18 protein-coding genes are annotated in these 20,004 nt (G+C 62.9%); 9 read left to right on the top strand and 9 right to left on the bottom strand.

Features of this window, described 5'->3' with window-relative positions:
• Positions 1–69 precede the first annotated feature (69 nt).
• Positions 70–1,386 (top strand): HNH endonuclease signature motif containing protein, encoded by a 1,317-nt coding sequence (locus tag RWT78_RS01765; RefSeq protein ID WP_003943456.1) that lies wholly within the window; start codon positions 70–72, stop codon positions 1,384–1,386.
• Between the two features lie 87 nt (positions 1,387–1,473).
• Here the strand turns inward: RWT78_RS01765 and RWT78_RS01760 are convergent, their stop codons facing one another.
• Positions 1,474–2,406 carry an oxygenase MpaB family protein gene (locus RWT78_RS01760; RefSeq protein ID WP_003943464.1) on the bottom strand — a complete coding sequence of 311 codons (933 nt, stop codon included), beginning with the start codon at positions 2,404–2,406 and terminating at the stop codon, positions 1,474–1,476.
• 1 nt (position 2,407) lies between these two features.
• Positions 2,408–4,189 (bottom strand): acyl-CoA dehydrogenase, encoded by a 1,782-nt coding sequence (locus tag RWT78_RS01755; protein WP_314673460.1) that lies wholly within the window; start codon positions 4,187–4,189, stop codon positions 2,408–2,410.
• A gap of 149 nt (positions 4,190–4,338) precedes the next feature.
• Between RWT78_RS01755 and RWT78_RS01750 the strand changes: the two genes are divergently transcribed.
• Both RWT78_RS01750 and RWT78_RS01745 read left to right on the top strand, forming a co-directional pair.
• Complete coding sequence (locus RWT78_RS01750; RefSeq protein WP_314673482.1) at positions 4,339–4,989, top strand: TetR/AcrR family transcriptional regulator; 651 nt, start codon at positions 4,339–4,341, stop codon at positions 4,987–4,989.
• 43 nt (positions 4,990–5,032) lie between these two features.
• Positions 5,033–5,374: an Imm51 family immunity protein gene (locus RWT78_RS01745; RefSeq protein WP_256520282.1), complete on the top strand. Its 342-nt coding sequence runs from the start codon at positions 5,033–5,035 to the stop codon at positions 5,372–5,374.
• Positions 5,375–5,436: 62 nt separating this feature from the next.
• On the opposite strand, the gene RWT78_RS01740 is transcribed toward RWT78_RS01745, so the two are convergent.
• The 4 genes from RWT78_RS01740 to RWT78_RS01725 are packed head-to-tail and all read right to left on the bottom strand — an operon-like array spanning position 5,437 to position 9,111.
• Complete coding sequence (locus tag RWT78_RS01740; RefSeq protein WP_256520281.1) at positions 5,437–6,471, bottom strand: aspartate-semialdehyde dehydrogenase; 1,035 nt, start codon at positions 6,469–6,471, stop codon at positions 5,437–5,439.
• 6 nt (positions 6,472–6,477) lie between these two features.
• Positions 6,478–7,743, bottom strand: coding sequence for an aspartate kinase (locus RWT78_RS01735; RefSeq protein WP_003943494.1), 1,266 nt, complete (start codon positions 7,741–7,743; stop codon positions 6,478–6,480).
• 49 nt (positions 7,744–7,792) lie between these two features.
• On the bottom strand, positions 7,793–8,746 hold the full coding sequence (locus RWT78_RS01730) for a hypothetical protein (RefSeq protein ID WP_314673459.1): 954 nt from the start codon (positions 8,744–8,746) through the stop codon (positions 7,793–7,795).
• Positions 8,746–9,111, bottom strand: a complete 366-nt coding sequence (locus RWT78_RS01725; RefSeq protein WP_073512825.1) for a hypothetical protein — start codon at positions 9,109–9,111, stop codon at positions 8,746–8,748. The genes RWT78_RS01730 and RWT78_RS01725 overlap by 1 nt, the downstream gene beginning before the upstream one ends.
• Positions 9,112–9,381: 270 nt before the next feature.
• Here RWT78_RS01725 and leuA point away from each other — a divergent pair, with 270 nt between their 5' ends.
• Positions 9,382–11,190 (top strand): 2-isopropylmalate synthase, encoded by a 1,809-nt coding sequence (leuA, locus tag RWT78_RS01720; protein ID WP_003943488.1) that lies wholly within the window; start codon positions 9,382–9,384, stop codon positions 11,188–11,190.
• Between the two features lie 240 nt (positions 11,191–11,430).
• A complete protein-coding gene (locus tag RWT78_RS01715; RefSeq protein ID WP_003943489.1) occupies positions 11,431–11,808 on the top strand; it encodes an SHOCT domain-containing protein in 378 nt (125 codons plus the stop codon).
• Positions 11,809–11,970: 162 nt separating this feature from the next.
• Here the strand turns inward: RWT78_RS01715 and RWT78_RS01710 are convergent, their stop codons facing one another.
• A complete protein-coding gene (locus RWT78_RS01710; RefSeq protein WP_314673481.1) occupies positions 11,971–12,864 on the bottom strand; it encodes a LysR family transcriptional regulator in 894 nt (297 codons plus the stop codon).
• Positions 12,865–12,954: 90 nt separating this feature from the next.
• On the opposite strand from RWT78_RS01710, the gene RWT78_RS01705 reads away from it, so the two are divergent.
• From RWT78_RS01705 to RWT78_RS01690, 4 genes are read left to right on the top strand one after another with little or no spacing between them, the layout of a single operon-like run.
• A complete protein-coding gene (locus tag RWT78_RS01705) occupies positions 12,955–13,896 on the top strand; it encodes an EamA family transporter (RefSeq protein ID WP_050656967.1) in 942 nt (313 codons plus the stop codon).
• Positions 13,897–13,921: 25 nt separating this feature from the next.
• Positions 13,922–15,175, top strand: coding sequence for a MurT ligase domain-containing protein (locus RWT78_RS01700; protein WP_003943457.1), 1,254 nt, complete (start codon positions 13,922–13,924; stop codon positions 15,173–15,175).
• Positions 15,168–15,881, top strand: a complete 714-nt coding sequence (locus tag RWT78_RS01695; protein WP_314673458.1) for a glutamine amidotransferase — start codon at positions 15,168–15,170, stop codon at positions 15,879–15,881. The genes RWT78_RS01700 and RWT78_RS01695 overlap by 8 nt, the downstream gene beginning before the upstream one ends.
• A gap of 59 nt (positions 15,882–15,940) precedes the next feature.
• Positions 15,941–17,641, top strand: coding sequence for a VWA domain-containing protein (locus tag RWT78_RS01690; RefSeq protein WP_051720816.1), 1,701 nt, complete (start codon positions 15,941–15,943; stop codon positions 17,639–17,641).
• A 4-nt stretch (positions 17,642–17,645) separates the two neighbouring features.
• Here the strand turns inward: RWT78_RS01690 and RWT78_RS01685 are convergent, their stop codons facing one another.
• Together RWT78_RS01685 and RWT78_RS01680 are read right to left on the bottom strand one after the other, a co-directional pair.
• Positions 17,646–18,809, bottom strand: a complete 1,164-nt coding sequence (locus RWT78_RS01685) for a low temperature requirement protein A (RefSeq protein ID WP_047271595.1) — start codon at positions 18,807–18,809, stop codon at positions 17,646–17,648.
• A gap of 66 nt (positions 18,810–18,875) precedes the next feature.
• A complete protein-coding gene (locus RWT78_RS01680; RefSeq protein WP_054188602.1) occupies positions 18,876–20,003 on the bottom strand; it encodes an acyl-CoA dehydrogenase family protein in 1,128 nt (375 codons plus the stop codon).
• Position 20,004: the final 1 nt, after the last annotated feature.

Raw genomic sequence — 20,004 nt, 5'->3', positions numbered from 1 at the left:
AAGATTCGAAAACGCTCTTGACTCGAACGCATGTTCGAGTATGATTTGGGGAGGGGATCGGGGGATTCAATGAGTGTCTTGTTGTCGGACGTGGTGTCTGGTTCTGCGGTGGGGTTACGCGGACGCCTGTGGCAGTTGTCTGCTGCAGAGTTGCGTGCTGCTGCTGTCGAGGCGAGTGCTGAGATTCTGCGCCTCGAGGCGGTTCGTGTGGCGGTGGTGGACGAGTTGTCGTTGCGCCCGGATGATCAGGTGATTGCCAGTCGCGGTGTCGGTTCGTGGTTGGCGGCTAACACGATGCTGCAGGTTCGGGACGGGAAGAAGATCGCCGCGTTAGGTGCGGCTTTGCGGCCGTTTCCGGCGGTGGCGGCTCGGTTCGATGGCGGGGATTGCTCGTTCGATCATGCCGTGTTGATCGTGGCGTTCTGTGAGTCACCTCCGAAGGGGATGCCGGACGCCGCGCTCCCTCGCTGTATCGATTTGTTGTTGGCGGCTGCGTCGGGGGTGGAGGCGACGACCACGAAGGTGCGGAACGTGATCGCGACCTTGGAGCGAATCTTCGAATCCGATGAAATTCCACCCGCCGAAGACGTCGACCGGAATGAGCTGCGGATCGCGTCGACATTGAACGGTCGAGTGGTGGTGCGCGGGGATTTCGACGCCCTCACCGGAGAAATGCTGCTCTCGGCCCTGTCGAATCTGACGATGCCCACCCCGGCACCCGATGGAACCCCGGATTCTCGGTCGGCAGCGAAACGAACTGCCGACGGGTTCACCGAACTGATCCGCCGCTATCTCGACTGCGCCAAAACAGGCACAGACGGTGGTCAACGCCCGCACGTGAACGTGCACATCAATGCTCGTGATTTGGCTGAGCATCGGGATTGCGCCGCGTCGCCTTCTGATGTGGACGACGAAGGCTCACCCGATCTGGACTTGTCGGATCTTGATGTCGGGCACATGCCCTGGCTCGGGCCACTGTCGGTGTCGCAGAGCAGGCTTCTCGGCTGCGACTGTTTCCTCTCCACCGTTCTGCTCGACGGTCACGGGGCGCCGCTCGATGCGAAACCAGGGAAGAGGTTGGTCACCGCCGAACAACGGACTGCGTTGATTGCCCGAGACAAGGGCTGCGCCTTCCCCGGCTGCACATGCGTACCCGCCTGGACCGATGCACACCACATCCGGCACTGGGCGAACGGTGGCCCGACCGTGATGAACAACCTGGTCCTGCTGTGCCGTTCACATCACCGACTGATGCACCGCAAATCCGGGTTCGTCGGGAAATGGGAAATCCGCATCGGCGCCGACAACAAACCCTGGTTCATCCCGCCGCCCTCGATCGACCCGCAGCAGCAACCGCGCCCAGCGAACACCACCTTCAAAACCTGAGAACGAACCTCAGGCACAACAGAACACTGCCGAGCACCGCATCGAAGGGATCCCCCGATGCGGTGCCAACAGGCCGTGGCGAACCCGTCAGACGGCCTGCGCAGCCTTGGCGGCTCGCGGGAATCGCTCCCGAATCTCCGCTGGCGTGACAACTCTCGGGTCGAGGGGTTGCTCGTCGCGCAGGTGGCGAACCAACACCTTGCCCGTCATCGGCGCGATGACTTTCAGAGCAGTGGTCATGTTCTTCGATGAACTGGCGACCCGGACCGCAGTGCGCACCGCGGGCGCAATTGCCCTGTCCAACAAAGCGGGTTGATCGAAGCCACCCATCGTTCGCATCCAGCCGGGCAAAGTCGCGATAGTGGCCGGCGCGACCAATCGGCTGAATGTCGCGAACTTCGTCTTCCCCTGTGCTCTCGGTGTTCTCAACAAGTAGTGCATCGCCCGGTTGGCACGCTCGGAGGTACACAATCTGGGCCTGACTTCAGCGAAGTACTCACGTACCTCGTCTCGGGAGCGTGGAACGTCGGAGGTCTTGCATGTCTGTAGTTCGGCAGCGATCACGCATTCTTCCCAGTACCGCTGCTCTTCGACAGCTGAAAGCGGGCCCGGCCCATACATCTCGTAGCACTTGAGCACCGAATGCCAACCCGTCACGTGGATCCAGAGTTGTGACGCCGGATTGTTTGCGCTGTAACGAGTTCCGGTGATCGGTTCAATGCCCGTGGCCTGAGCATGAACTGTCATGAGGTGGTCGGACAAGGCCAATGCCGTCCGCCCGTCGGCAGTGGCGACGGTCAGGAAGTACGCCAAGGTTCGGTCGAGTCGCCCGGCCGGATCGCTGTAAATCCCGCTCATGTCTGCCACTGCGGCAGCCAAGAAGGGGTCGAAGTGCTCGAGCACCACCGACCGCTGGAACCCGATCAGCGCTGTCGGCGCGGCCCAGATCTTCCAACTGGGTGATCCTGGGCCGAAGAAGCCGTAATCCTCACGCGGTCGATTCATCGTCAGTTCAGACATTTCATTCCTCCCCGTTCGTTGAGCCGGCACCGTTCATTTCGTAGGCACCAGACAAGGCGACTACTTGCTGCCAGACGTACTCGAATCGCTCCGCCGCGAACGTGGGGCGCCGGATAGATGCCAGTGCCAACCGTTGCTGATCTTCACTGGCGCTGGGTTTTCCGTACAACTCCACCGCTGCAGCACTGAAGTCGCGGACCAGGACATCGAAGATCTGATCCAGCACCCCACCGTTCCGCTGCCCCTCGTCCAATCCCAAGATCTCGGCTTGTTCGAGGATCAACTGGCCGTAGACGACGAGGGTGAAGAGTTCGGTGATCGCAAGGCCGAAGTCCAAGTCGACCTGCTGCGCCGCATCCGGTGCAGCTTCGACTAGAAGGGTCACGAGCGCTTCTGCCTGCTCCACGAACAGTGCAACGTTGGGAACATCCGCAAACTTCGCGTACACCGCTCGCCAGTCGTCGAATCGAACCTTCGACAACCCCCGTGCCGGGCCCTGACGGAACAGGAACTCGTCGTCGGCTGCGTCGTTACGCGTCGGAATCGCCGGAAACGACTCGGGGGCAAAGAGGTACGCCGGCATGAACTTGGCGATCAGGGCGAGATTGACGGCGACGGTCCCCTCGAGCTTGGGCAACCCGTCGACATCTATCTTGGCCACCGCGAGGTAGCTGTCCTTCTCGAAGCCCTTTGCCGCAGCGATGTCGGAGAGCAGTCCGATCACTTTCTGCGCTTCGGTTGTCACCTTCATCTTGGTGACGGGGTTGAACAAGAGGTAACGGCGGTCTTCGGGAGATGCCGTCCGGAAGTAGTCCACCGCGCGATCCGAGAAGAGCCTCATCGCCAGCAGGCGTGCGTACGCGTCGACGAATTCTCGTCGCACGTGGGGGAAGGCAGTGACGGGATTGCCGAACAGGATTCGATTGTGCGCGTGGGTGATCGTCTCGTACAAGGCATGAGTCGACATACCGATTCCGCCGAAACACAGGTTGAATTTTCCGATGTTCACGGTGTTGAGTGCGGCACTGAATGCTGCCTCGCCGGTATGCAGGATATCCTCTGCCGCAACGGGATAGTCGACGAGTGAGAACTCCGCTACGTACATCTGCGCCGGAACGATGTTCTTCACCACGGTGAATGCCGGATGGTCCGAGTCGGCGTAGAAGAAGACGTACTGATCAGTGCCCTCCACTCCGTCGACACGACCGAAGACAGAGACCGTGTTGGCGCAGTTGCCATTTCCGATGTAGTACTTCGAACCGCTGGCCAGGTACCCGCCGCTGCCGTTGGGCGTCAAGACCATGTCGGTGGAGTAGACGTCCGCGCCATGCTCTTTCTCGGACAGTCCGAATGCCGCAACGCCTCCGGAAGCCAAAGCGGAAGCTGCTCGCGCCCTTGCCGTCTCGTTGTCGCTCTGCCACACCGGCCCGAGACCGAGGATGGTCACCTGCCACGGGTACCAGTAGTTGAGTCCGTAGAAGCCGAGGATCTCGGACAGCGCGGCGATACGGCTGGTATCCCAGCGCTTGTCGGAGTCACCGCCGCTGTCGCGGGCGGGCGTCAGAAATGTGGCGAACAGACCTTCCTTCGCCGCGAAATCGAGGAAATCGGAGTAGAAGATCTTGTCGTGATAGTCGGCCAGGAGTCGGTTCTTTCCACGCGCCTCGAACCAGTCGACGGTCGCGCCCAGCAGTCTCCGCGTGGTCGCGTCGAACTCCGGCCGATCGTACGTGGAGGGATGGAGCAGCAGATCATTCGGCACTAAAGAGGTCGACGCTGTCATAGCGGTTGTTCTCCTCGAGATCTCGGCAGAGGCGCCTCACTGAGCACCATTCGAATACAACGCCACCGTAACAATTGCAGACGATGAATACAACGGTTGCGTATTATTCACGAAGAAGTGGCAGGCAGATTAGGGTGAGACCGGAGGTGATGCACACGATGACCAGGTCACAAGCTGACGCAACGGATACACCGCGGCGCAAGTACGCCCCTCGCATGGCGCCGGAGCAACGTCGCGAGCAGCTCCTCGACGCAGCATTCGAGGTCACCGGCCGCGTTGGCCTGCACAACCTCAGCATGGAATCCGTCGCTGTCGAAGCCGGTGTCGGCAAGCCCGTCCTCTACACGATTTTCGATACCAGGACCGATCTCGTCGCTGCACTGCTGCGCCGCGAGCACGAGCGTGCCATCGCTCAGGTGCTCGAAACCATGCCGACAGATCTGAGCGAACTCGGCCCAGCGGCGTCGTACACCGGGACCGTTGGCGCCTTCGTCGACGCCGTACTGGAGAACCCGACGCGCTGGCGCCTGATTCTGACGTCTGTCGAGAACGCCCCCAGCGAGTATCACGGCTTGTTGAAGCTCTCTCGCGGAGCTGTCTTCGCCCGCGCCGAAGAACTGGCCCGCGCCGGGATTGCCCTCGAGCCGAAGCTCGAAGGCCTTGATCCGGTTCTCCTCGCACACACCATGATGTCGTTCGCCGAAATGCTCGGACGACTGGCCGTCAGTGATCCCGAAACCTATACCCGAGAAAGACTTTCCAGTTTTGCCGTGGCTCTCGCACAATCGGTCGGGCGTTAGCGGCCGACTGAAACCTGTCGGTCGGATCTGCTTCAATACACGCATGACATCACCATCGATCGAACCGCTGCAGCTCTTCGAAACGTCTCCGGGCAACTGGTCACTGATGCTCACCGACCAGCATTTCGGCAAGGTGGCATCGATATTCGAGCAGGTAGAGGGTTTCGAAGGCTCCGGTTACGACTGGGCGTCGGTCGCCCACGCAGTGGTAGGCCGCGATGCACCGCATCTGGAGGGCCGCTTCGGCACCGATCCCGAAGCGGGCATGTTTGTTGCGTACGGCGGCGACCACGAAGCTCTTGGTGAACTCGGTGTGCTTCTCGCCAAGGCGTATTCGGATGCCGAGTACCTCGGCGGACTCGTCGCTATTTCCGAACTCGACTAGAACTCCCTATCGAAACGACATCGGCCCCACACCTAGGTGCGGGGCCGATACCGAACAAAGGACTAGCCGACCAGCAGCTCGGCAATCTGAATCGTGTTGAGCGCGGCACCCTTACGCAGGTTGTCGCCCGAGACGAAGAGCGCGAGTCCGCGGCCTTCGGGGACACCCTCGTCCTGACGGATGCGACCGACCAGCGACGCGTTGCCACCGGCTGCGGCGAGCGGCGTCGGAACCTCGACCAACTCGACGCCCGGAGCGTCGGCCAGCAGTTCCTTGGCGCGAGCGACCGAGAGCGGGTTGGCGAATTCCGCGTTGATCGCGAGCGAGTGCCCGGTCACGACGGGTACGCGCACACAAGTGCCCGAAACCAACAGATCGGGAAGCCCGAGGATCTTGCGGCTCTCGTTGCGGAGCTTCTGATCCTCGTCGGTCTCGCCGCTGCCGTCATCGACCAGCGAACCTGCCAGCGGCAGGACGTTGAACGCGATGGGGGCGACGTAGTTGTTCGGGGCCGGGAACTCGACGGCGCTGCCGTCGTGAACCAGCTTCTCGGCGTCGCCGACTACGGCGCGCACCTGGCCGAGGAGTTCCTCGACGCCGGCGATGCCGCTACCGGACACGGCCTGGTAGCTGGAGACGATCAGACGCTGCAGACCGGCTTCGTCGTGCAGAACCTTCAGCACCGGCATCGCTGCCATGGTGGTGCAGTTGGGGTTCGCGATAATGCCCTTGACCAGGTTCTTCGTGTCCTGCGGGTTGACCTCGCTGACCACGAGGGGAACCTCGGGATCCTTGCGCCATGCCGAAGAGTTGTCGACAACGGTCGCGCCGGCAGCAGCGAAGCGAGGAGCCTGGGCGCGCGAGAGCGTCGCACCGGCTGAGAACAGGGCGATGTCGATGCCCTTCAGGTCCTCATCCGATGTGGCGGCCGCATCCTCGACGATGATCTCTTCGCCGCGGAAGGGCAGCTTCTTACCGGCGGAGCGTGCAGATGCGAAGAACCGCACCTTGTCCGCGGGGAAGTTCCGCTCTTCGAGCAAAGTGCGCATGACGATGCCGACCTGACCGGTCGCACCGACAACAGCGATAGTCGTCATGAGAAATTACCGTCCCGTTCCAGCGTGTACTACTGCTTCTTCTTCGCCACCGAGCCCGAAAGCGTCGTGGATGACACGTACAGCGTCGTCCAATTCGGTGTCCTTGACCAGCACTGAGATGCGGATCTCAGAGGTCGAGATGAGGTCGATGTTGATGTCTGCCTTGGCCAGCGCCTCGCAGAACGTGGCGGTGACGCCCGGGTGGCTCCGCATTCCGGCGCCGACCAGGGAAACCTTGCCGATGTGGTCGTCGAACAAGATCTGCGTGAAGCCGATGTCTTCCTGACGCTTGGTCAGGATCTCGACGGCGCGGGGGCCGTCGGCCGTCGGAAGCGTGAAGGTGATGTCCGTCTTGTTGGTCTCCACCTTGGAGATGTTCTGCAGCACCATGTCGATGTTGATCTCGGCATCGGAGACTGCGCGGAACACCTTGGCAGCGTGTCCCGGTGTGTCCGGCAATCCGACAACGGTGATCTTGGCTTCGCCGCGATCGTGCGCGACTCCGGTGATCAGGGCCTCTTCCACAGGAATGTCCTCCATCGATCCGGACACGATTGTTCCGGGCTTGGTGGTGTATGACGAACGGACGTGCACAGGCACGTTGTAACGACGGGCGTACTCGACGCACCGGAGCATGAGCACCTTCGCACCACACGCTGCGAGTTCGAGCATTTCCTCGAAGGAAACCGTCTCGAGGCGGTGAGCGTCGGGGACGATGCGCGGATCGGCGGAGAAAACGCCGTCGACGTCGGTGTAGATCTCGCAGACGTCAGCGTTGAGTGCAGCTGCCAACGCCACGGCAGTGGTGTCCGAGCCACCGCGTCCGAGCGTCGTGATGTCCTTGCTGTCCTGGCTGACGCCTTGGAATCCGGCGACCAGAACGATCGAGCCTTCGTCCAGCGCAGTGCGAACACGGCCCGGCGTGACGTCGATGATCTTGGCGTTTCCGTGGCTGCCGGTCGTGATGACTCCGGCTTGTGAGCCCGAGAACGAACGAGCTTCGGCGCCGAGGGAGTGAATTGCCATCGCTACCAAGGAGTTGGAGATGCGCTCACCCGAGGTCAGCAGCATGTCCATTTCACGGGCCGGCGGGGAAGGGCACACCTGCTGAGCCAGATCGAGCAGCTCATCGGTGGTATCGCCCATCGCTGACACCACGACGACGACATCATTGCCGGCCTTCTTGGTCTCGACGATCCGTTCAGCGACTCGTCGGATGCGCTCGGCGGTTGCCACCGAGGATCCGCCGTACTTCTGGACGACGAGAGCCACGCGTTTCTACCTCCAGGTCGAAATTGTTTACAGATACCAGAGGTCGAGCTTACCGAGGTGGTCCTGGGACTTCCCGATGCGTACTGCTGTTCGCCTCAGATCCGCGCGGGATCAGTTGCGAGATCCGCGCTCGCATCAACGTCGCAGAACGCGAGCCACCGGCAACGTAACCGACCACCGCGACGGCAACTCCGCAGGCGAGAAGCACGCGGATACTGCTGACCAGCGAAACTGCCAGCGCGTCGTACACCGCGACTGCCGCCTCGGATGACGGTATGTCTGAATTCTGTAAATAGACCCGCCGCACGACGGCCAGCGCCACCAACAGGGCGATCATCGCCACCGCCGTCGCCAGCCCGACCAGGGACAGTGCGCGCATTCGCCTCGGCGCAACTGCGACGGCCGCGATCGCACAGGCCAGCGACACCCACGGCAGCCAGGCCGCTGCCCGGTCGAGAGTGTTCGAGAGGTCCTGGGCCCGCACCAGCTCGTCGGATTGCAGGATCTCGAACTGCGGATCGAACGTCGGGAGACGATCGACGACGGTGAATCCGCGATCGCGGAGGTTCGTCCGCAGTTCTGTCATGATCGGCTCGAGGGACAAGGTGACTGTTCCGCTGTCGTCGGACCGAACGATGCCGTCGGTGGCTCTGCCAGTCACCATCGCAGCAAGTTGCGCGTGCGCCTGACGGTTGGCCGCGGTCCAGAGCGTCGCGAACTGGTCGCTCGAGACCAACGACTGAGCCGCCTCCCGAACAAGTTTCTCGGCTTGTCTCGTCACCACCTGCGGAAACCGGTCCAACCGCTGCATCAATTCCTCGGTCAGCCGATCAACGACAGCCGCTTGGACAGCAGGTTCGGAAGCCAACGGGGCAACCGTCTCGACGTAGCTGTCGGTGTCGTTCACCTGGGTGTGGACGAACAGCGCGAGCACCGAGCCGGCAGCACCGAGACCAGCGAGAACGATCAGCAGTGAACAGACGATCCAGCGGATCGAGCGCATCACGTGTGCTTGGCGCGCGCCGGTCGAATCTTCGCGGTGATGTGGTGAATGCGGTGATCGTCAGCGGGTATCCGGAAGGTCTCGGTAACCCGAACGGTCATCAGGTTCCGCCCGAACAACCCGGCGTCGAGGAGGTAGTCAGCCGTCAGGTCGTCCCCGTCGACCGTCCACTCCACCTCACGAATGTCGCGGATCACGCGATACTGAGGACCTCCGGAAAGGCTGCGCCGCAAATGATTCCCCGAAAATCCGGTCTTGAGCCCGACCTCGCGGCGTACCGCGTCCGGAGCCAGCGGTACGGAACTGCCATCGTGACTGCGGAGCGCGTCGAGGTACGTGCTCGCCACGGCGATTCGGGGATCCATGGACGACAGTCCACCATTTTCGGGGCCGAAACGGCAGCACAATTCGGCGACAAATTGGACATGAGGGCGAACCCCACCGATTTCTCGCGAAATCCAGGAGTAGAGTGCTGTGCATGCAGCGCGCACTCCTTCTTGGTTGCCGCGACGGGGTCTGATCCAGACTGGCCTCCCGCCGCGGGGTTTTTGTGCGCCGGTCGACCAAGCCTTCCGGACTCATGGTCTTGACCAACAGGTCAACAGGCCGGGTCCACAATCCTGGAGATCACACCCATGTCCCCCGCTGACGCATTCACCACCGGCACTCGCACCATCACCCCGCCCACGAAGCCGGCACCGTCCGACCAGCCTGCGTGGAACACGCAGAAGAACTCGTCGATGCCGACGTTCCGCTACCGCCCGTTCGCCGAAGAGGTCGAGACGGTCACGCTGCCCGACCGCACCTGGCCGGACAAGATCATCGACCGAGCACCCCAGTGGTGTGCCGTTGACCTGCGCGACGGCAACCAGGCGCTGATCGATCCGATGAGCCCGGCGCGCAAGCGTCGTATGTTCGATCTCCTGGTTCGTATGGGCTACAAGGAGATCGAGGTCGGCTTCCCGTCCGCGAGCCAGACGGACTTCGATTTCGTTCGCGAGATCATCGAGGACGGCGCCATCCCGTCCGACGTCACCATCCAGGTGCTGACGCAGTCGCGTCCCGAGCTGATCAAGCGCACGTTCGAGGCCTGTGAAGGTGCCGAGAACGCGATCGTGCACTTCTACAACTCCACCTCGATTCTGCAGCGCCGCGTCGTGTTCCGCGCCGACAAGGACACGATCAAGAAGATCGCCACCGACGCCGCCGAACTGGTCCTCGCCGAGTCGAAGAAGTACCCGGACACGAACTGGCGCTGGGAATACTCGCCCGAGTCCTACACCGGCACCGAGCTCGAGTACGCCAAGGAAGTATGTGACGCCGTCACCGAAACCCTGGGTGCGACGCCGGCCAACCCGGTCATCCTGAACCTGCCCGCCACCGTCGAGATGGCTACACCCAACGTGTATGCCGACTCCATCGAGTGGATGCACCGCAACCTGGCCCGCCGCGATTCGGTCATCCTGTCGCTGCACCCCCACAACGACCGCGGCACGGGTGTCGCTGCAGCCGAGCTGGGCTACCAGGCCGGCGCGGACCGCATCGAAGGCTGCCTGTTCGGCAACGGTGAGCGCACCGGCAACGTCTGCCTGGTCACTCTCGCTCTGAACATGTTCACGCGCGGCGTCGACCCGCAGATCGATTTCTCGAACATCGACGAGATCCGTCGCACGGTCGAGTACTGCAACCAGCTGCCCGTCCACGAGCGTCATCCGTACGGCGGCGACCTGGTCTACACCGCGTTCTCCGGCAGCCACCAGGACGCGATCAACAAGGGCCTCGACGCCATGAAGGTCGACGCCGACAGCCAGAACTCCGACGTCGACGACATTCTCTGGCAGGTCCCCTACCTGCCGATCGACCCGAAGGACGTCGGCCGCAGCTACGAGGCCGTCATCCGTGTGAACTCGCAGTCCGGCAAGGGCGGCGTCGCATACATCATGAAGGCCGATCACGGTCTGGTGCTGCCGCGTCGTCTGCAGGTCGAGTTCTCGCAGTCGGTCCAGAAGATCACCGACGGAGAGGGTGGCGAGGTCTCGCCGAAGGAAATGTGGGACGTCTTCCACGAGGAGTACCTCGCTCCCATCACCCCGCTCGAGCGCATGAAGCAGAAGGTCACCGCGTCCGAGGAGGACGGCGGCACCGATGCGATCACCGCGATCGTCAAGGTGAACGGCAAGGAGCAGGAAATCTCGGGAACCGGCAACGGCCCGCTCGCTGCCTTCGTCGACGCGCTGGGAAGCATCAACTTCGACGTTCGTGTCCTCGACTACTCCGAGCACGCGATGTCCGCCGGTGACGACGCCCAGGCCGCGGCCTACGTCGAGTGCGCCGTGACGGGCCCGGAGGGTCAGAGCACCGTCGTCTGGGGTGTGGGTATCGCCACGTCGATCACGACGGCCTCGCTGCGCGCTGTGGTCTCGGCAGTGAACCGCGCCAGCTGACACTCAGCTCCTGACTCGTGAACAATCCCTGGTCTCACCCGATTTTCGGGTGGGGCCAGGGTCGTTTTCAGAGCACTGAAGATTTTCGGTCGATGTTTTCGATTCGGCATGACATTGGTCCCGAAAGAGTCGGTTAGCGAAGTTAACAAAAAGAATTCACCCGTCGAGGATGATGCAGACGCCACGTGCGCGTGAGATAGTCAGCTCAGACAAATCCGACTTGTGAAATGGAGCTCGACAATGGATTCCTTTTGGGACTTCCTCTGGCTGATCATCATCAGCTTCGCGTTCATCGCGTACTTGATCCTGCTCTTCTCGATCATCACCGACCTGTTCCGCGATCACAAGACCTCCGGCTGGGTGAAGGCAATCTGGATCGTCTTCCTGTTCTTCATTCCGCTGCTCACCTCGCTCGTCTACCTGATCGTTCGCAGTGACGGAATGGCACAGCGGTCCCTCGAGGCTGCGCAGCAGGTCAAGAACGCACAGGACAGCTACATCCGTGAGGTTGCCGGAAAGTCCCCGGCCGAATCCATCGCAGATGCAAAGGCACTTCTCGACGCCGGCACCATCAGTGAAGAAGAATTCGCAGCACTGAAGGCCAAGGCTCTCGCCTGATACCGGCCCTCACTAAGCGGCCCTCACTAAACCGTGAGGATTGCACTACCGAAACGGGAGCGACACTAATCGTGTCGCTCCCGTTTTGTGTTCATTCACCAACAGCTGCTCATTCACCGACAGCCGTTCATTCACCAACGGCCCTTCATTCACCGACAGCCTTCATTCACCGACAGCACGCGCGACGTCACGAAAGGCGTCGAGCACGACTCCGATAGCCGGACTGCGGTTGGCGTGTAACCGAGTTGCCAATTCATAAACTCGTGCAGCGCGCACTCCCGCCACCGGTTTCCTCGAAACTCCGGGATGCGTGATCGCGTATCGCGGCATCAAAGCCACGCCGTGGCCCGCCGCCACCAGTTCTTCGATGACGCGGAAATCGTTTATCCGATGAGCGACGCGAGGCTGGACGCCGGTTACCGACGCAACCGACAGCAGAACGTCGTCGACCGGAAACCCGCCGCGCACGCTTATCCAGTTCTCATCGGCCAATTGTTCCAACCGAACCGAATTCTGCTCGGCGAGTGGATGATCAGGCCGCAGCACCAGATCGATCGGTTCACGCATCAACGGTTGCACGCTGACCCGGGGAAATGACGTCTCAGCTCCGCGTTCGTCACGGTGAGTGAGGATCACATCGTGATCGGCCAACAGCCCAGGGACTGCCGACGCCGGTTTGTCGACGTCGTAGGCGTCGATGTCCACGTCCGAGTTCTTCAGCGCCGTCAGGACACCGGGCAGCAGGAGCGCCGCGCCGGAGGGAAAGAACGCGACTCGCACCTTTCCCCGCGGCGAGCCTCGGTACGACGCCATCTCGTCCGCCGCCCGGTCTAGCGCCGCCACCACGTCGTCGGCGCGAAGCACCAGCGCTCGACCCGCGTCGGTGAGGCGCAGCGTGCGCCCGTCCGGTTCGAGGAGCGAGACCCCCGCTTCTCGTCCGAGGATCTTGAGTTGTTGCGAGACGGCGGACGGCGTCATCGAGAGGGCGAGAGCAGTAGCGCCGACGGTTCCTCGGTCGGCGAGCTCGCGGAGGATTCGCAGGCGCGTGGCATCCATACGGTGACGAATATCCATGTAGCAAAACTACATGGATAGTGCATCTATATTCGCTTGTTCTGATGCTTCGTAAGGCTCACGATTAACGTCATGACTCCCCGCGACCGTCTCCTCGGCCTGACCGTGATCGTCTTGTGGGGTCTGAACTTCCTGGCCATTCGCGTCGGCCTGGATCATTTCCCGCCGTTCTTCTTCGCAGCGCTGCGGTTTCTGATCATCGCGATTCCGGTGGTCATCTTCGTGCCGCGTCCGCAGGTACCGCTCCGTTGGCTGCTGCTCTACGGATTCGGTTTCGGATTCGGCCAGTTCGTCTTCCTCTTCTGGGCGATGCATTCAGGGATGCCGACGGGCCTTGCATCACTTGTCCTGCAGTCGTCAGCACCGTTCACCGTCCTACTCGGCGCGTTCCTGCTCCGCGAGAAGCTCAGCGTCTGGCAGGTCTCCGGTATCGCCGTCGCCGTTGGCGGGATGTCCTTGATCGGCTGGGACCGCTCGCACCACGCGGCATTGCTGCCCGTCATCCTCACGCTCCTCGGCGGCCTGTCCTGGGCGTTCGGCAATCTCGGCAGCCGCTTGGCCGCGGCGAACACCGTCGGCGAGCCTGCACCGATGCGCTTGATGTTGTGGATGTGTGTCATCCCGCCGTTGCCGATGCTCGCACTGTCAGCCGTGGTCGAAGGCCCCACCGTCGGCTGGCACGCACTCGGCACCGCATTCAGCGCCGACGCCTGGCCGTCGCTGGTCGGCCTGGCCTACATCATCTTGCTCGGCACCATCGCCGGATCTGGGCTCTGGACGATGCTCATGGGCCGCTACCCGGCCGGTATGGTGGCGCCGCTCTCGCTCCTGGTGCCGGTCGTGGGAATCGGCGCGTCCTGGCTGTTCCTGCACGAGGATCCGAGCCCGTTGTCACTGGTCGGGGCGGTCATCGTGATTGCCGGAGCGAGTGCCGCACAGATGAGGCGTAAGCCCGCGAACACTGTTTTCTCGGACACACCTGCAGCCTCACCACCGGCGCGACTCGGCGTCTGACGACGCCCTGTGCCAAACTCGGGCCGTGGGAACTGGACTATCGATCACAGCGCGCGGAAAGCTCGCCATGCGAGCTGCCGCAGCAGCATCTTGGGCATCGCAGAAGGCCGGTCGCGGCAAGGGTTCGATGATCGGCGGGCTGATCGCCCTCAAGATCGACCCGACGCTCATGACTCAGCTCGGACGCGGCAAGCGCACCGTCGTGGTCACCGGCACCAACGGCAAGTCGACGACCACGCGTATGACCGCTGCAGCGCTCGCCACACTCGGTGACGTCGCGACCCAGGCCGACGGCGCCAACATGGATGCCGGGATCGTTGCCGCTCTGGCCGCCCGTACCGATGCGACGCTGGCTGCACTCGAGGTCGACGAACTGCACGTCCCCCACGTAGCCGACGCCGTGAACCCGGAAGTGATCGTGCTGCTCAACCTCAGCCGCGATCAGCTCGACCGGGTCGGCGAGATCAACATGATCGAGCGGAAGCTCCGCGCGTGCGTCAATGCTCATCCGAACGCGGTGATCGTCGCCAACTGCGATGACGTACTGGTCACCTCCGTGGCATACGACGCCACCAACGTCGTGTGGGTTGCTGCCGGCGGCGGTTGGGCCGGCGATTCCGTCAGCTGCCCGCGCACCGGCGAACCCATCGTGTGGGAGGGAAAGCACTGGCGCAGTACCGGTTCCGACTTCGCGCGGCCCGAGCCGACCTGGTGGCTCGACGACGACAATCTCTACGGCCCCGACGGCCTGAAGATTCCGATGACGTTGACCCTCCCCGGAAAAGCCAACCGCGGCAACGCAGCTCAGGCCGTAGCGGCTGCAGCGGCTTTGGGTGCAGATCCGGTCGGGGCAGTTGCCGCCGCGTCGACGGTTCAAGAAGTCGCGGGTCGATACAGCACCGTCGAGGTCGGACCGCACTCCGTTCACATGCTGCTCGCGAAGAATCCCGCCGGCTGGCAGGAAGCGCTGTCGATGATCGATCCCACAGTGGACGGTCTGGTCATCGCGGTAAACGGTCAGGTGCCGGACGGCGAGGACCTCTCCTGGCTGTGGGACGTGAAGTTCGAGCACTTCGAAGGTGTCAAGGTAGTGGCCGCCGGTGAACGCGGAACAGATCTGGCAGTTCGCCTCACGTACGCGGGCGTCGAGCACACTCTCGACCCGGACCCGTTGCGCGCCATCGCTTCCTGCCCTCCCGGACGTGTGGAGGTACTGGCGAACTACACGGCCTTCCGTGACCTCAACACTGCCATCGCGAAGGAGTCTCGCAATGTCTGACTCGACAGTTCGCATCGGTCTGGTACTCCCCGACGTCATGGGCACCTACGGCGACGGCGGCAATGCCCTGATCCTGCGTCAGCGTCTACGGATGCGCGGCTACGACGCCGAAATCGTGGACATCACCCTCAGCGATCCGGTCCCCGATTCGCTCGACGTGTACACGTTGGGTGGCGCCGAGGATTCCGCTCAGCGCCTCGCAACGCGTCACCTCGCGAAATACCCTGGCCTGCAACGTGCCGCCGAGCGTGGCGCACCGGTTCTGGCGATCTGCGCTGCCATTCAGGTGCTCGGCAACTGGTACGAAACCTCCAGCGGCGAACGCGTCGACGGTGTCTCGATGCTCGACGTCACGACCTCGCCGCAGGAGAAGCGTTCCATCGGCGAAGTCATCACGAAGCCGCTGATCGACGGACTCACCGCGCCCCTCTCGGGGTTCGAGAACCATCGCGGCGGAACAACTCTGGGTAGCTCAGCCTCTGGGTTCGCACGTGTCACCCATGGTGTCGGAAACGGCGTCGGTGACGGATTCGAAGGCGTCGTACAGGGTTCGGTGATCGGGACGTACATGCACGGACCCGCCTTGGCCCGGAATCCGGAACTCGCGGACCTCCTGCTCATGCGCGCCTTGGGTATGAACGAGCTTGAACCCCTGCATCTGCCCGAGGTCGACAAGCTCCGCAAGGAACGACTCGCGATTCGCTGAGCCAGTGTCGTCCGTTCGGACGACTGTTGACCGGCCACGTCAGCTCGTAGCCTCGTTCCATGCGTCTTCGTGTGGCGATCTGTATTGCGGCGACTGCGATCATTGCCGTCGGGTGTTCGACGCAGGGCAGTGGCGGGCCCAAAGAAGCAGGCGGGACCCAGCAGGTAAGTGTCACTGCTGATCCGGCTTCAGAAGCGAGCGCAACGGCGCCTACCGTCATCGTGCTGGACGCCTCGGGGTCGATGAAGCAGGACGACGCTCCCGGTCCTCGAATCGATGCCGCCAAGAACGCGATTCACACTCTCGTCAGTGGCCTCCCAGACGATGCTGCGCTCGGTCTGATCGCGTACGGCACCGCCACGGGTAGCAGCGACGCCGAGAAGGTCGCGGGTTGCCGCGACATCAAGACCGTCGTGCCACTCGGACCACTCGATCGAAATGCATTCGCAGCGGGAATCGACGGGCTGTCCGCGTCGGGATACACGCCGATCATGGCTGCGCTTCAACAAGCCGCCGCCGCACTCCCCGCCGATGGTGAGCGCACGATCATCCTCGTCTCCGACGGGGAGGACACCTGCTCGACCGAACCTCCGTGTGAGTCCACCCAAGCGATGCCCCACGATCCTGACCTGACCATCCACACCATCGGATTCAAGCTCGACGCCGCTGCGTCCGCCCAGCTGAAGTGCATCGCCGACGCAACCGGGGGCATGGCGATCGACGCTGCCAACGCGGCGCAACTCACCGCACGACTGGCGGTTGCCTCGGATCCCGAATCCGCACGGGAGCGACTCTCCACCAGCGGCTTCCGCAACCTTCGGATCGGCATGACGGAGGAGGAAACGCGGAAAGCCGCCGGCGACCTTGCGCCGGTATCGAAGACCGGAACAGTGGTCGTCCAGTGGCAGGACTGCGAATTGACCTTCACCGACGGCGTTCTCGTCGAAATCGCGCCCCGGACCGGCGCTGCCACACTGGACGGACTGACCGTCGGCCAGAAGATGCAGCGTGCCGCCGAACTTTACGGTCCCTTCACTGCCACACCCAATTCCGACGGGGAATCGGTCGCAGTCTTTCCGGCCGACACCGAAGCGGGAACCGGCTATCGCATCACCTTCACACCCGAAGGCAAGAAGGCGGATGAGGGAACGATCACCCGCATAGTCCTCTGCCGATGCTTGCCTGCGACTGCGGGATCATCGGCAGGCGGTACCCCGACCGAGATCGTGAATCTTGTTGCCGTCGACGGTTCCGGCAAACCCAAATCCGGTTGGAGCGTCCAAACGCCGGCCATGAAGATCAGCGAGTGCTACGCAGCATCACAGTCGGCTGTCACGCCGGGAGTCATCACCTGCGGAAGCACCGCAGACGGGGCGGACGCGTGTTGGCCCGGTCCGGAGCCCGATTCGATTCTCTGCCTGCAATTTCCCTGGGGAACAGAACTGATCACCGCTCGGGGAGTCGACGGCGTCGAGGCCTATCCGCCGCCCGCCGACCCGACTCCCTTCGGGCTCGAACTCGAGAACGGTCTTCTCTGCCGCGTCCGACACGGCGGTTCGTGGCCCTCTCCCGAATCGAACCCAAGCCTGGCGGGCGCCTACTCCTGCCGAGGGCAAGGGACGGATACCCCCATCGTGTGGTCCGAAAGCAGCTATCCGATAGATCGTTCCGAAGATCGGTGGACCGTGCTGGTCGGACCGTCGAAGGGACCGTTGGAAACCGTCGCCGTCACCAAGGCGATATTCCTTGCCGCCGAATGAGCGCTCAGACGGTTTCGGATTTGCCCTCGGTCAGAATCAGTTCCACGGCCAACAGCGCGGCGCAGGCCAGTCCCGCGACCAGTTCGGGCACCGCGGTGTAGGTACCACCGAGCACGACGACTATCGCGACCGAGAACGGCACGAGGGTGCGTACCGAGGAGTCGTGTAGTCGAATGTGGATGAACCACAAGGCGGCAAGGATGACCGCGACCGGAACGGTGACGGCAGCACCCGTCACCAACGCGCTGCCGTCACCGTGATGAGTCCAGAAGTCGACGCGCGAGGCCAACCCCGCACCGATGGCGGCAGCGGCGGCGAAGATGAAGTAGTGACCGAACCCCCAGACGAAGGGTGAGACGTTGTCACCGCCGATCACTTCGCCTGCATTGCGTTGGAAGTACAACCACCACAGGCTGAAGACAATCAGAATGCCGCCGATCACGACGTAGGTGACCTGCGCTGCCGGATGCTCACCGTCCACGGCGTCCTGAATCGCGATGGTGGTCGAAAGGATCGTCTCGCCCAGAACGATGATGAAGAACAACGAGTACCGCTCCGCGATGTGATGCGGGTGCCACGGCGTCATGCCCGGCTTCTCCGACCAGATCGGTACCGCGAATTCGCACAGAACCAACACCAGGAACGTCGGGACGTAAACGGCGGACGGCACGAAGTAGAAACCGATCCAACCGATCTGGACCAACACGATTCCGAGAGCGTATCGACGCGCCGTGAGCGCATGTTCGGGGTCGTTCCGCGAGACCCTGAGCCATTGGATGACCAGGGCTATTCGCATGATGACGTAGCCGACGATGATCAGCAGGGCGTCGTCGTTGAAGAAGCGGACGATGCCGGCTGCAAGGACCAGCGATCCGAGGATCTGGAAGATGGTCAGCAGCCGGGCGATTCCGTCGTCGTTGTCGTACGCCGAGGTGAACCACGTGAAATTCAGCCACGTCCACCAGATCGCGAAAAACGCCATCGCGAAGTGCCCGACGCCCGAAGCCGCATGCCCTTCGCTGATCGCGTGGTGCAGACCGGTGGCCGCTTGAGCGACCGCCACGACGAAGCAGAGGTCGGTGAGCAGTTCGAGCGGCGTCGCCACCCGGTGCGGCTCGTGCGGGTCCCGCGGAACCAACGGCCTGATGAACGAACTGGTGCGATTCACGAAGGGCAGAGTAGCGCGATGATTGCCGACGCGCTGCCCGTGACTGGAACCTGTCGACTCAGATATTCACGCCGACGCCCCGATCTGGGCTCGGATCTCCAACTGATCGGCGAGTTCGGCGCCTATCGCCCCCGCGCTCCCCAAAGTGAAGGCGATCTGCCGTCCCCACAGGAAATAGCGGTGAATCGGATAGTCGACATCCGCGCCGATTCCGCCGTGCATGTGCTGGGTCGCGTGCACCACGCGCAAACCGCCACGCGACGCCCACCATTTGGCGACCAGCGCAGCCGCTTCCGCTTCACTCTCGACTCCGCTGTCCATCAGCCAGGCAGCGCGGTGGGTGGTCAATCTTGTGCTCTCGGTGTCGAGATACGCGTCGGCGGCCCGGACGGCAACTGCCTGGTTGGTCGAGAGTGGACGTCCGAATTGCACTCGCTCGGAGGTGTATTTCGCCGTCATCGCCAGCGCTTCCTCGCAGACGCCGGTAGCCAGGGCCGCCAGAGCGACCCGCGCACGTCGTAACGTCCAGTCTCGAACCACCGCGCCGTCCGCGGGAAGTGCGTCAGCTGCAGTAACCGCAACCCCGTCGAACTGCACAGCGCTGTTGCTCTCGCGGTTCGTCACCGCAAGCGGTGTACGCACCAGCGCGTCCCGGTCCGTCGGCACGATCATCACGGTGACACTGCCGTCCGGCATCGTCACCGGAACCACCAGTGCGGCAGCGAACTCGGCGGCCGGTACGGAGTCGACGCGGCCTGACAGAACCCAACCGTCAGGCGCCGGCTCGGCGCGAACCGCCGTCTCGGCGTTGTAACCGGTGTCGAAGGCGCCGGTGACGACCACCGAGCCGTCGAGCAGTCCCGGAAGCCACGACGCTTTCTGCTCCTTTCTGCCGAACTCGGCAATCGGCAGCGCTGCCGTCGAAATCACCGACCAGAGCGGCACCTGGGCGACCCGGCGGCCTTGTTGTTCGAGCACCGCTGCCAGGCCTAGCATTCCGAGTCCCGCTCCCCCGACCTCCTCTGGCAGAGCAATCCCCAGAACGTCGGAATCGGCGAGGAGCTTCCACAGTTCGGCGTCGAAACCGCCGGCGCCCTCCACTTCCCGCAGGCGGTCCACTCCGGACTTCGCCGAGAAGATCGATTCACTCAGATCCCGCACGGCGGACAAGTTGTCGTCGAATTCGAATTCCATG

Source organism: uncultured Rhodococcus sp., assembly GCF_963525155.1.
In the GTDB taxonomy this organism is placed as follows: Bacteria; Actinomycetota; Actinomycetes; order Mycobacteriales; family Mycobacteriaceae; genus Rhodococcus_F; species Rhodococcus_F qingshengii.
Note: the sequence above shows the minus strand (reverse complement) of the source record. Positions and strands in the feature narration are given on the sequence as shown.